General features: G+C 59.7%; 14 protein-coding genes. 12 read left to right on the top strand and 2 right to left on the bottom strand.

What is annotated here, in order from left to right:
- Positions 1-375 precede the first annotated feature (375 nt).
- Positions 376-579, bottom strand: coding sequence for a hypothetical protein (locus IC66_RS0141205; RefSeq protein WP_011084616.1), 204 nt, complete (start codon positions 577-579; stop codon positions 376-378).
- Between the two features lie 416 nt (positions 580-995).
- Here IC66_RS0141205 and IC66_RS47450 point away from each other — a divergent pair, with 416 nt between their 5' ends.
- Positions 996-1,172, top strand: a complete 177-nt coding sequence (locus IC66_RS47450) for a hypothetical protein (RefSeq protein ID WP_161966260.1) — start codon at positions 996-998, stop codon at positions 1,170-1,172.
- A 556-nt stretch (positions 1,173-1,728) separates the two neighbouring features.
- Here the strand turns inward: IC66_RS47450 and IC66_RS0141220 are convergent.
- Positions 1,729-2,421, bottom strand: coding sequence for a secretin N-terminal domain-containing protein (locus tag IC66_RS0141220; protein ID WP_020608155.1), 693 nt, complete (start codon positions 2,419-2,421; stop codon positions 1,729-1,731).
- Between the two features lie 182 nt (positions 2,422-2,603).
- Here IC66_RS0141220 and IC66_RS45875 point away from each other — a divergent pair, with 182 nt between their 5' ends.
- From IC66_RS45875 to IC66_RS0141275, 11 genes are read left to right on the top strand one after another with little or no spacing between them, the layout of a single operon-like run.
- Positions 2,604-3,104: a nodulation protein NolB gene (locus IC66_RS45875; protein ID WP_038951310.1), complete on the top strand. Its 501-nt coding sequence runs from the start codon at positions 2,604-2,606 to the stop codon at positions 3,102-3,104.
- 8 nt (positions 3,105-3,112) lie between these two features.
- The gene (sctJ, locus tag IC66_RS0141230) at positions 3,113-3,976 is read left to right on the top strand and encodes a type III secretion system inner membrane ring lipoprotein SctJ (protein ID WP_011084621.1); all 864 of its coding nucleotides are present in this window, start codon (positions 3,113-3,115) and stop codon (positions 3,974-3,976) included.
- Positions 3,977-3,987: 11 nt separating this feature from the next.
- Complete coding sequence (locus tag IC66_RS0141235; protein ID WP_011084622.1) at positions 3,988-4,626, top strand: nodulation protein; 639 nt, start codon at positions 3,988-3,990, stop codon at positions 4,624-4,626.
- Positions 4,623-5,243 carry a type III secretion system stator protein SctL gene (gene sctL / locus IC66_RS0141240; protein ID WP_011084623.1) on the top strand — a complete coding sequence of 207 codons (621 nt, stop codon included), beginning with the start codon at positions 4,623-4,625 and terminating at the stop codon, positions 5,241-5,243. The genes IC66_RS0141235 and sctL overlap by 4 nt, the downstream gene beginning before the upstream one ends.
- Entirely contained in the window at positions 5,240-6,595 is a 1,356-nt protein-coding gene (sctN, locus tag IC66_RS0141245; protein WP_011084624.1) for a type III secretion system ATPase SctN, read from the top strand. Before sctL ends, sctN begins: the two co-directional genes overlap by 4 nt.
- Positions 6,571-7,107, top strand: a complete 537-nt coding sequence (locus IC66_RS0141250; protein WP_011084625.1) for a hypothetical protein — start codon at positions 6,571-6,573, stop codon at positions 7,105-7,107. The genes sctN and IC66_RS0141250 overlap by 25 nt, the downstream gene beginning before the upstream one ends.
- Positions 7,104-8,225: a type III secretion system cytoplasmic ring protein SctQ gene (gene sctQ / locus IC66_RS0141255; protein WP_011084626.1), complete on the top strand. Its 1,122-nt coding sequence runs from the start codon at positions 7,104-7,106 to the stop codon at positions 8,223-8,225. Before IC66_RS0141250 ends, sctQ begins: the two co-directional genes overlap by 4 nt.
- The gene (gene sctR, locus IC66_RS0141260; protein WP_011084627.1) at positions 8,218-8,883 is read left to right on the top strand and encodes a type III secretion system export apparatus subunit SctR; all 666 of its coding nucleotides are present in this window, start codon (positions 8,218-8,220) and stop codon (positions 8,881-8,883) included. Before sctQ ends, sctR begins: the two co-directional genes overlap by 8 nt.
- A gap of 2 nt (positions 8,884-8,885) precedes the next feature.
- Positions 8,886-9,161 (top strand): EscS/YscS/HrcS family type III secretion system export apparatus protein, encoded by a 276-nt coding sequence (locus tag IC66_RS0141265; protein ID WP_011084628.1) that lies wholly within the window; start codon positions 8,886-8,888, stop codon positions 9,159-9,161.
- A gap of 10 nt (positions 9,162-9,171) precedes the next feature.
- On the top strand, positions 9,172-9,993 hold the full coding sequence (gene sctT / locus IC66_RS0141270; RefSeq protein WP_011084629.1) for a type III secretion system export apparatus subunit SctT: 822 nt from the start codon (positions 9,172-9,174) through the stop codon (positions 9,991-9,993).
- Complete coding sequence (locus tag IC66_RS0141275; RefSeq protein ID WP_011084630.1) at positions 9,990-11,027, top strand: EscU/YscU/HrcU family type III secretion system export apparatus switch protein; 1,038 nt, start codon at positions 9,990-9,992, stop codon at positions 11,025-11,027. The genes sctT and IC66_RS0141275 overlap by 4 nt, the downstream gene beginning before the upstream one ends.
- Positions 11,028-11,058 lie beyond the last annotated feature (31 nt).

Below are 11,058 nucleotides of genomic sequence, written 5' to 3' on the forward strand. Positions count from 1 at the left end.
GTCGCATATTGGCTCAATTGAGTCTGGACCCTAGCGCACGATCTCGCGGGCGGCTGCAGAACCAATCGAGGATAATAGATGACGAAGTTCATCGGCGGGGAGCGCTCGGGCTCGCTTAGAACGTCTGGTGCCCTGGCTAAAGAGCGCTCCTGATGAACCCTCATCGAAGAATATGTGACACGGCGGCATGAGCAAGTCGCTGCGGCGTCTTCCGAAAGTTGCGAGGTCCTGCAGAACGGCCGCACCGCCTGCCTGGAGGATCACCTAAGACGGTCTAGCGGCTGCTGTTGCCAAGACCGCCTGCTTCACCCGATCGTTTTCGGTTCGGCTTGCCGTCCGTCAGGTCCTCCCTGTGCGCGTCTGATAATCCGGCCTTCAGCCATCATCTAGCTCGCTCATAGCGTCATCCATGTCTGACTGGGTATCGCTTATGACCTGGGTAGCGACGGCAACCAGAGCTTTTTCGAAGGCCCGCTGCAACAATGCTGCGTGCGAGTTGTCGCCGCCGTTCGCGGCGTTATCGGTGTTTGTGCCAGCGTCTGGCGCCGTTGCTGCGATATCGGCTGCGCCTGTGTCCATGTCATAAAACTCAGATAGCGGCGGTGCCGCGAGATGACCTATTCCTTTCGTGCTAGCAGGGGCAGCTTGCAAGAAGCTGACGAAGAGTGAGGCCGGATTGATGCCGCGATTCGTGCCCCGAGTGATCTCAGGTGGTCCGGTGTTTGGAGGTTTGTGCGAAGAACTGTGCTGGTTCTAACAACCGGTATGTTGAAGGTATTTAGGGGGGCCGGTCATACCCAGACTATCCTGATCCGCAACGCGCTTACCTTCATCTCGACGACATGGATCGCCTCGCGGTCCTTTCTGGCGGAGCTTCAGAAGACCCAGGTTGGGGCGGTCCCGCCTGCAATGGCCGGGCATGCGAGGGGCCGGCGTGCGGCGGCTCATCCTGAAAAAGGGGCGGTGCGCGATGGTCCTGCATGCGATGTCCCCGCTTGAGGCTCACCGTGCCGTGGCTCGGCTTCCGATGGGCCGACATCCAGAGTCTGCCATATCACATCTTGATCGAAGCCGGGATGTTCCTCGATCGCCTGAGCTATGGCCTGCGGCGAGAGATGCTGCTGGCCGTTGTCCGGCTCTGGCGCAGCGACGGCCGCAGGCGCGGCATATAGATTATCCTGCCAACCCGAGTCTGGCCCAAGGGGATGCGCTAAATCTGGGTAAGGCGGATAGAGGTGTCCTGTCTCCAAGTATGGAGAGTAGGGATGGCCCGCGTCGAGATAGGGTGAATAAGCCTCGCCCTGCAGCACTGGATGGGCGACTCCCTGCGCCGAAGCGGGAGCCTCTGAACCGCTGAGCTGCCGCTCGAACTCGGTTGCATCTGTAGCCGTCCGTGCTGTGTCGGGCTCCGGGCTCGTATTCGCCGGGGCGACTGCATTGAAATCCACCCTGTTTCTCCTTCCAACTGATGACGCGCATTGAGCTATGCGAAGCCTCAGCTAGCTCGGAAGCGCGCGTGCGGAGGCCCACATTGATCTTTAATGCCTCGCACTGCGTGAAGGCAGCGCTACCCAATTTCCCTCGAGCATCCGGTCTCTTATCCATCTATCGGGCTGCCTCAAGCAGGGCAGCCGTCAAGACCTCGCAGGCTCATGCTGGGGGCTTTAGCTTTCGAAAAGCTGACGATCGGATGCGACTTCAGTCGGAGCGGTCTTGCATCTTCGACCATCACTTCTGGCCTGGACCGGCTTCGCGCACAGCGCCCCCATGAAGCGGCGTTTCGGGAGAAGCTTCCGGCCGCCCGTCCCGGAAGACCGTGCTCGAGGAGCCGCGAAACAACATCAAAACCGACTCGTGTTGTGACCTCTCGGCGGCGGGACTGCGCCGGGCCTGCGCTTCCGCCACAAGGCCCTTGAGGGTCTGGTCCACCAGCGCAACAAATCTGGGTGGGCCAGAAGCAAGGATGAGGCCCTCTCCCGGGGCAGGTTTCACGATATAGCGCTCATCCGAGATGTTGAGCGCGTCGAGCGCGGCCTTGAGCGCATCGAAGCTGATTGGGTTCAATACAATGAGCCGGCTTTGCGCCTCTTGGGCGGCGGAGATGTAAAGGACAAGTCCGTCATAGTACCACTGGAGATTGTACAAAGCAGTCAAACGGTCAAGGAATTCTCGTGGCGGCAGGTCCGGCATTCGTCCACGAATCCGGCCCCTGACGTCGGCGCTGACATTGACCCTGATATTGAGATTGTTTCCGAACTCCTGCAGCGCCGCAGCAAGATCCTGATCGAGAACGGTGTAGCTATAAGGGGCGGGCGGCAGCGAAAGGGATGCAGCAGACGTGCGCAAAATTCCGACACAGATGAGAACACCGGCACAAAAAATTCTTTTTAAGATATGTACCACCGTGGACCGCGCGAGCATTCCTTGACGCCTTCCGCTCATTATGAAGTTAGAGTTTCGCCGCAGCTTGGAAGCCAAACGTGATCATTAGATGACCAAGTCAACCTGATCTCCGTCAGGTTTTCGTCAGCTCGGCAGCCTATGAACTTGATCGGTTCATCGGCTAAAGCTTAGGTCATCAAACCAGCACAATGACACACTCCATGTTGTTAGGCGCAACGCCGATCCCTCCCAGTTCAGCCGGTCGTCTTTCCGGTGCCTGCTCTCCGGCAGCTGCTGGCGAGCAGGCGCGTTTCGAGCAGTCCCTGGCGCAAGTAGCTCCCAATCAGGGGTCTGCTTTCCCGTCCGCGAATCCACCCGCAGCGACTCCTCCGATATTGGAGGTCCAGCGCACGAATGTGCTGGCAAGTCCGCCGGGCGACCGAATCCTCCAAACCCTTTCCGGCATCTACCAGGGTCGAGCCGTTTCTCCGGCGATTGCGCCGGCTGTCGTAAATGGGGTGCAGCCTGGGCCGGCTGCGCAGCCACTTTTGCCGGTGGATAACGCCGGAGCCAATGCGGCTGTTAAGCCGGTTGGAGCTGATTTCGAATCGATGATGACGAATCTGCGAGACGTCTACAAAGACGTTGTTCAGGTTTCCCTCGTCTCCAAGGGCACCAGCGCCGTCAGCTCGTCGCTAAACAAGCTGCTATCGGCCGGCTGAGTAAGCTGATGACTGGCGATATGAAGAGGGGGAGCTCCGGCGGCCGTCAATCGTGGCGACGGCTTCGCGTGTTTCTTGCTATGCCCCTTCTCCTCTCGCTGATCGGCTGTAAGACCGATCTCTACACCAAAATTCAGGAGCGCGAGGCTAATGAGATGCTCGCGCTTCTCCTTGGCAAGGGCGTTGATGCTGTCCGTGTTGTCGCCAAGGACGGAACCAGCACAATCCAGGTCGAGGAAAAGCAGCTCGCTTATTCGATTGACCTGCTCAATGTTGAGGGGCTGCCGCGCCAATCCTTCAAGAATCTCGGCGAGGTGTTCAAGGGATCGGGCCTCGTTGCCTCGCCGATCGAGGAGCGGGCACGATACGTTTATGCTCTAAGCGAAGAATTGTCGCGCACGATCAGCGATATAGATGGCGTCCTTTCAGCACGCGTTCACGTCGTTCTGCCGAAGAACGACTTGTTGCGGCAAGGTGCGACCCCATCCTCGGCATCGGTCTTCATTCGACATGGCTCCAGCGCGAGGCTTTCGGCACTATTGCCGCAGATCAAGATGCTCGTCGCAAACAGCATTGAAGGGCTGTCCTATGACAAGGTCGCCGTTGTCTTCGTGCCGGTCGAGCGCGCTCCAGTCGAGCAGTCTGCCGGTCCGGGAGTCCCTGTGGCTCAGTCAGCAAGAGCCGGCTCATCGCCGTTACTTGCGCTTGCTGTAGGAAGCGCCGGAGCGGTATTCGGCATCGTCGCTTGCGTATTGCTGGGCCCGCGCATGCGTCAGTTTGGAAAATCATCGCGTAAGCTGAGCGTGTTCGGTAGGGGCTCGCGCCTGTCTGCTGACCAAGCGGCGGGCAAGATGATTGCTGATGCGTCATAGTCTGGACGCTCATGCCGCCATCAATGTCAACCACAGCCACAAAAACCAATCGCTCGTTCACGCTCGCAGCCGATCGGCTGCGCGAGCTTGCTGCCTCGGCCGATCCCGGTCGTTTCGCCGGGCTTCTTGACCCGCTGCTTTCACCTTCCACTTTGGCTCGGCTACAGCAGAGTGCCAGGCTACAGCCAAGGCTCGCCGAACTGCTTTTGGGCAGCAAGGGGGAGGTGAGCTGCGGCGACTGGAGCGAAGATGCTCTCCTGGGGCATGATCCGCGGCGGGCTGCGCTGCTCGCGGGCGGCATTTGGCATGCACGCTCCATCCTCAAGCTGTTCTCCAGGCACGATCTGCCTGTGTTGGTGGAGTTGATCGGTGCCGAGGCGCATGCTTTCGCAGTCCGGCATTTATCCTGCGCCGTCGCAACGGCCCCGATCGCCGATCCAGAGCAATTGTCCCGACAGATCGAATATGACGGGCATGCTTGTCTCGGCGCTTGGCTCGAAGAGACTTCATCGCTTGCTCGTATCCGCGTGCTTCTACGCTTGCCCGCTGGGACGGCCGCCGAGAGCTCAACTGCGGAGCACCGTAGCGCAGCAGGCCCGCTGCTTTCCCTCGTCATGGCTCATTTGCGCACTGAGGATGCTGGGGCATGACGGCCGATGCCCTCGCACCACCCGCGGCCCCGAAGATTCGGGCTCTTGGACCGCTGATCCCAGCTGCGCAGCTTGAGATCTGGCACGATGCCATACAGGCGCTGGCCGCTGCCGAGCGGCATCTGCAGCGGGTTCGAGGGTGGGCACGCCTGGCTTATGAGCGGGAACGTGCGCAGGGCCGCGCCGAGGGTGCAAAGGCTGGCGCAGAGGAAATGGCCCGGCTGATTGCGCAGGCGACTTGTGAACTGGCCCAACGCAAGGCGGTTCTGGAGCGGGAATTGCCGCAACTGGTCTTTGAGATCGTTCGCGATCTGCTTGGCGCATTTGATTCGGGCAAGATGCTGGTCCAGTGCGTTCGTCATGCCATCGAGCAAAGATATAAAAACACGGAGGTCTGCCTTCACGTATCCCCACTGAAAGCCGACCTGCTAGCCAGTGAGTTCAAGGATTATGACGGACTTGAGGGCCGGCCGAAGCTCAGGATTGAGGCGGATCCGGCGCTGAGCGCGGACCAATGTGTTTTATGGAGCGAGTTCGGCAACGTCGATCTTGGGCTTGCCGCGCAGCTGCGCGCGCTGCGCCTCGGCTTTGGCTTGACGGAGGAAGCTGAATCGTGACCGTGCAACGACCGACCCATCATGCCGCGGCCGCAGAAGGAACCGTAAAGGCCGCACTCTCATCCTTAAGATCTTCCGCCAAGCACATCGATACACGCGCTGTCCGCGGCCGGATCACGCGGGCCGTGGGCACGCTGCTGCACGCCGTCTTGCCGGAGGCCAGGGTCGGAGAACTGTGCTTATTGCAGGATCCTCGCAGCGGATGGTCGCTCGAGGCCGAGGTAATCGGTCTGTTGCCGGATGGGGTGTTACTCACGCCCATCGGGGACATGGTGGGGCTGTCCAATCGCGCGGAGGTGGTGACGACCGGGCGAATGCAGGAAGTGGCTGCCGGCCCCGATTTGCTCGGCCGCGTGATCGACAGTTTTGGCCGGCCGCTCGACGGCAAGGGCCCTATAAAAGCCGGCGAAGCCAGACCGCTGCGCGGCAGGGCGCCTAATCCGATGAAACGGCGCGCGATTGAACAGCCGTTCCCGCTCGGCGTCCGTGTCCTGGATGGTCTTCTCACATGCGGAGAAGGTCAGCGGATCGGAATTTATGGTGATGCCGGTTGCGGCAAGTCGACGCTGATGTCGCAAATCGTAAGAGGCGCAGCGGCCGACGTCACTATCGTTGCGCTGATCGGCGAGCGCGGTCGAGAGGTGCGTGAATTCATCGAACGTCATCTTGGCGAAGCCCTTCACCGTTCCGTCGTTGTGGTGGAGACTTCCGACCGTTCGGCGATGGAGCGGGCCCAATGCGCCCACATGGCGACAGCGCTAGCCGAATATTTTCGTGATCAGGGCCTTCGCGTCGTTCTGATGATGGATTCTTTGACGCGCTTTAGCCGCGCCATGCGTGAAATCGGACTTGCCGCAGGAGAACCGCCGACCCGGCGCGGATTTCCGCCATCCGTTTTTGCACTGTTGCCGGGCTTGTTGGAGCGCGCCGGCATGGGCGAGCATGGCTCCATTACGGCCTTCTATACTGTGCTTGTCGAAGGTGACGGCACGGGTGATCCGATAGCGGAAGAATCACGCGGCATCCTCGATGGCCACATTATTCTCTCCCGCGCGTTGGCCTCCCGGGAGCATTTTCCGGCGATCGACGTGTTGTCGAGCCGCAGCCGCGTCATGGATGCGATCGTGTCCGTGCCGCATCGCAAGGCGGCATCCTTTTTCCGTGATCTGCTGTCACGGTACGCTGAGGCCGAGTTCCTGATCAAGGTCGGTGAATACAAACAAGGCTCTGATCCGCTGACCGATCGGGCGATCGCCTCGATCGAGCAACTGCGGGCCTTTCTGCGCCAGGGGCAGGGTGAGGCGTGCAGCTTTGAGGAGACGATCGCATGGATATCGCGTCTGACCGCCTAAGTCCCGTTCACGCCTCGAAGCTGCGGCTCGTAAAGGACATGCGGGAGCGAAGCGCCATTCGTGAATTGTCTAACATGGAAGCCAAGCGCCACCTTGCGATCCAAGCTGTCCAACGAGCTTTCGAGCATCTTACACATGCCGAAGAGCGCCGGGCAAAGCTCGAGGCAGAGCTCTATCGGGAGATGCTAGCAGCCGATGCGATGTCTGTTTGCGAGCTGCAGCGGCGCTATCATCTCATCATCGGCCGGCTCACAGACGAGATTGCAGCGGCGCAGCAGGTTCTTGAAAATGCCCGTGCTGCTCAGGCGCAAGCTGAGACTGCGGTTCTTGAGGCGAGGGCCGTTTGGGCCAGGCGTTCAGCGGCGAGCCAGAAATGGCGTGAGATTGATCAAGACGTTCGGCGCACCACGAGTGCTCATTTCGAAGCCGCCGCCGAAATCGAAGCTGATGATGAAGTCTTGCTCCGCTACCGGCGCGGCCCGTCAGGGCAGACGGGAGGTGAGCCAGCATGATTGCAGATCCTCTCACGCGCGAGCTCGGGGCCTGCGGCGCGGAAGCCGCACCGGCCTCGGACCGGCCGGCTGAGCGCGCAGCCTTCATGCCGTCGCTGATCCTGTCGCACGCAGTGGCCTCGTGGCTTAACGAGATCACAGCGTTGCGTGCGCCTCTACAAGGCCTCCTCGGCGAGAAGCCGCTATCTGTGCGCGTGAGCCGGACCGTCTGGCAGGCGGAGCCGGCTGCGGCACCGATGCTCGACTGCGTCTTCGAAGTAGAAGGTGAAACCTTGATCCTGTCCTTGCCGGGTAAGCTTGCGGAAGCGCTGGTTCGGACCGTGCAGAATGGGCTTACCTTACCTTCTGAGCCGGCGCGTTCGCTGGTCCTGGAACTTGCGCTTGAACCCTTGCTTGCTGCGCTGGAAAGAATGACGCAGCGGAATCTGCAGCTTGTTCGCACCGAGGAAGCGCGGAGTACGCAGCCTTATCTTGAATTTGACGTCGCCTATGGTGAGCTCGCCAGCAAGGCTCGGCTGCTTCTATTCTCTCCGTTCGACGGTCCGGTGCCTCCGGCTTTCACCGTCCTCGGCGAGCTGCTCGGCCGATTACCGCGACAGGCGGCCAGGCTGCTTTCCGAACTCCCGGTCATCGTTGCAGGCCATATCGGCTCGCTCCGCGTCGCGATCGGCGTTCTTCGCCAAGCAGAGCAAGGCGATGCGCTGCTCCCGGACACAATTCCACTCGCGCGAGGCCAAATTGTTCTCGTTGCAGACCGATTGTGGGCCCCTGCAGAGATTGGCGGCGACAGGCTGGTGCTGCGAGGACCATTCCGCTTGCGATCCCACCCTCTAAAAAGTGAAGATGTGATGCCCCAAAACCAGATGCAACAGCAGCCCCCGTCAGAGGCGGATATCGACAGCATCGAGATCACACTCGTATTCGAATGTGGCCGCTGGCCGATGCCGTTGGGAACCTTGCGAACCATCAACGAAGGCCACGTGTTCGAACTTGGCCGGCATCTTGACGGGCCGGTCGATATCGTTGCGAACGGCCAACGTATCGGCCGAGGCGACATCGTGCGGATCGGCGAGGAGCTCGCCGTCAGGTTACGCGGCAGGTTGGCGCTTAATGACTGAAATTCAACCCAGCATCCTGGCGCTTCTTGCAATAACGGTCGGCCTTGGTCTCCTGGCCTTTGCTGTCGTCACAACTACAGCCTTTATCAAGGTCTCGGTTGTTCTCTTCCTCGTGCGCAATGCGCTAGGAACTCAATCGATACCGCCGAACATCGTCCTTTACGGAGCGGCACTCATCCTGACCGTCTTCATCAGCGCTCCAGTCTTCGAGCAGACCTATAACCGCCTTACCGATCCGCAACTTCGCTACCAGAGTTTCGATGACTGGGTGATGGCCGCCAAGGAGGGACAGGAGCCGCTGCGTGTTCATTTGAAGAAATTCACCAATGAAGAGCAGCGCCGCTTCTTCCTGTCATCCACCGAACATGTCTGGTCGGAGGAGATGCGCGGCAGCGTAACGGCAGATGATTTCTCAATTCTTGTGCCGTCGTTCTTGATTTCCGAACTCAAGCGGGGCTTCGAAATCGGTTTTCTTCTCTATCTTCCCTTCATCACGATCGATCTGATTGTCACCACGATTTTGATGGCCATGGGTATGTCGATGGTATCCCCCACAGTGATATCTGTCCCCTTCAAGCTCTTTCTGTTCGTCACTATCGACGGCTGGTCACGTCTCATGCACGGGCTAGTACTAAGCTACACCACGCCAGGAGGTTGACCATGAACGAAGCCAGCATCCTTACGCACCTCAGTCAATCGCTCGTGCTCTTCATGATCTGGGTTCTGCCGCCGTTGCTCGCAGCTCTGATCTCCGGACTGATCATTGGCCTTATCCAGGCGGCAACTCAGCTCCAGGACCAAACCCTGCCACTGACGGTCAAGCTTCTGGTTGTCGTCGCCGTGCTCGCCGGTTTTTCCCCGGTTCTCAGCGCCCCGCTGATCGACCAGGCCGAGCGCATCTTCAGCGAGTTTCCGGCACTCACCGCAAGATACTAGCAGAGCTTGGATGGCTGGCCTGTCACCCGCAGAGGCGCAAGTTCTCGTTCAGGGCTCGATCGAATTCGTCGCCGCAACCGGCCTGAGTGCGGCCCGCGCCCTAGGCATCATGCTGGTGCTTCCTGTCTTCACCCGGCCGCGTATCAGCGGCCTCATTCGGGGAAGCCTGACGATTGCGATTGGCCTGCCTTGCCTTGCTCAGATCAAGCTCGGTCTGCAGGCCTTGGACCCGAACACGCGCTTGGTTAGCGTTACCATGCTTGGCGTGAAGGAGGTGTTCGTCGGTCTGATGCTCGGCATCCTGCTCAGTATTCCACTATGGAGCATACAGGCAGTCGGCGACATCATCGATACCCAACGAGGAATTTCAAGCCAAGTTGCGGGGGAGGATCCCGCGACGCACAGCCAAGCGACTGGAACCGGGCTCTTTCTCGGTGTTACGGCGGTTACGATCTTCGTTCTGGTCGGCGGGCTGCAGACCATGGTGAGCGGCCTTTATGGCAGCTACCTAGTGTGGCCTGTCTATCAGTTTTTGCCTGCCTTGACAGTGCAAGGGGCAATGGAGTGTCTTGCCCTTCTCGATCGTATCATGATGACGACCTTGTTGGTCGCCGGGCCGGTTCTGGCCCTGCTGTTGCTGGTGGATATCTCGGTCATGATGCTCGGCCGTTTTGCATCTCAGCTCAAGATGAACGATCTCTCTCCGATGATCAAGAATGTTGCATTCGGGGTCATTATGGTCAGCTACACCGTCTATCTGCTCGAATATGCCGGTTCTGAAATCCTGACCTCGAACGACATGCTCGATCATCTGAGGAAGCTGTTGAAATGAGCTCTACGAGTGAGGAGAAAAAGCTTCCTCCGACGCCCAAGAAGCTGCGCGATGCGCGCAAGAAGGGGCAGAGCGCGCGCAGCTCCGATCTAGTGAGCGGCGTCAGCGCCTGTGCCGGTTTCGGCTGTCTGTGGTGGCGAGCGGGTGCCATTGAGGACAAGTGGCAGGAGACGGTCCGGCTGGTCGATAAACTGCAGGAGCAGCCGTTCACAAGCGCGGTGCCACAAGCGCTCAGCGGCTTGCTAGAACTTTCGATTGCCACTGTCGCTCCGTTGCTCGCCGCTGCCGTGACAGCAGCTCTTCTGGCCAATGTCCTGGCCAATGGCGGCTTTATGTTTGCTTCGGAGCCGCTCAAGCCGAAGCTCGAGAAACTCGATCCCATCAAAGGCTTGAAGCGTATCGTCTCGAAACGTTCGGCCATCGAGCTTGGCAAGACCCTGGCTAAAGTGGTTTTGCTTGGTGCGATCTTCTTTTTAACCGTGACCGCGAGCTGGAAAGCGCTGGTGTACCTGCCAGTCTGCGGCATGGGCTGTTTTGGTTTCGTCTTCACCGAGGTTAAACTGCTGATTGGCATTGCCGCTGGAGCTTTTCTGGTCGGCGGATTGGCTGACCTTCTAATCCAGCGTTGGTTGTTTATGCAGGACATGCGCATGACGGAAACGGAGGCCAAGCGGGAGAACAAGGAACAGCAAGGCAATCCGCAGGTGAAGCGCGAGCACCGGCGGCTGCGGCAAGAGTCGGCAAACGAGGCTCCACTCGGCATCAGCCGGGCCACGTTGATATTGCGGGGACCGGCAACGTTGATTGGTCTGCGCTATGTTCGCGGCGAGACCGGTGTGCCGGTGTTGGTCTGCCGTGGCGAGGGTGAAGCTGCTTCACAGCTGCTTGGTGAGGCGCGCGCGCTTCGCCTCAACATTGTGGAGGACAATGTTCTGGCGCGTCAGCTGCTCGGCAAGGCAAGGCTCGGCAACCCGGTGCCTTCGCAGTATTTCGAGTCAGTCGCAAAAGCGCTCTATGCGGCGGGGCTAGTCTAGGGTCCAGACTCAATTGAGCCAATATGCGACG

It is taken from the genome of Bradyrhizobium genomosp. III (genome assembly GCF_000261705.1).
GTDB lineage: Bacteria > Pseudomonadota > Alphaproteobacteria > Rhizobiales > Xanthobacteraceae > Bradyrhizobium > Bradyrhizobium ottawaense.

Excerpts from the sequence above, each read along its gene's own strand:
- sctQ (WP_011084626.1), top strand. The coding sequence starts at position 7,104 with ATGATTGCAGATCCTCTCACGCGCGAGCTCGGGGCCTGCGGCGCGGAA.
- IC66_RS0141235 (WP_011084622.1), top strand. The coding sequence starts at position 3,988 with ATGCCGCCATCAATGTCAACCACAGCCACAAAAACCAATCGCTCGTTC.
- IC66_RS0141250 (WP_011084625.1), top strand. The coding sequence starts at position 6,571 with ATGGATATCGCGTCTGACCGCCTAAGTCCCGTTCACGCCTCGAAGCTG.
- IC66_RS0141220 (WP_020608155.1), bottom strand. The coding sequence starts at position 2,421 with ATGCTCGCGCGGTCCACGGTGGTACATATCTTAAAAAGAATTTTTTGT.
- sctL (WP_011084623.1), top strand. The coding sequence starts at position 4,623 with ATGACGGCCGATGCCCTCGCACCACCCGCGGCCCCGAAGATTCGGGCT.
- sctJ (WP_011084621.1), top strand. The coding sequence starts at position 3,113 with ATGACTGGCGATATGAAGAGGGGGAGCTCCGGCGGCCGTCAATCGTGG.
- sctR (WP_011084627.1), top strand. The coding sequence starts at position 8,218 with ATGACTGAAATTCAACCCAGCATCCTGGCGCTTCTTGCAATAACGGTC.
- IC66_RS45875 (WP_038951310.1), top strand. The coding sequence starts at position 2,604 with ATGTTGTTAGGCGCAACGCCGATCCCTCCCAGTTCAGCCGGTCGTCTT.
- IC66_RS0141265 (WP_011084628.1), top strand. The coding sequence starts at position 8,886 with ATGAACGAAGCCAGCATCCTTACGCACCTCAGTCAATCGCTCGTGCTC.
- IC66_RS0141205 (WP_011084616.1), bottom strand. The coding sequence starts at position 579 with ATGGACACAGGCGCAGCCGATATCGCAGCAACGGCGCCAGACGCTGGC.
- IC66_RS0141275 (WP_011084630.1), top strand. The coding sequence starts at position 9,990 with ATGAGCTCTACGAGTGAGGAGAAAAAGCTTCCTCCGACGCCCAAGAAG.
- sctT (WP_011084629.1), top strand. The coding sequence starts at position 9,172 with ATGGCTGGCCTGTCACCCGCAGAGGCGCAAGTTCTCGTTCAGGGCTCG.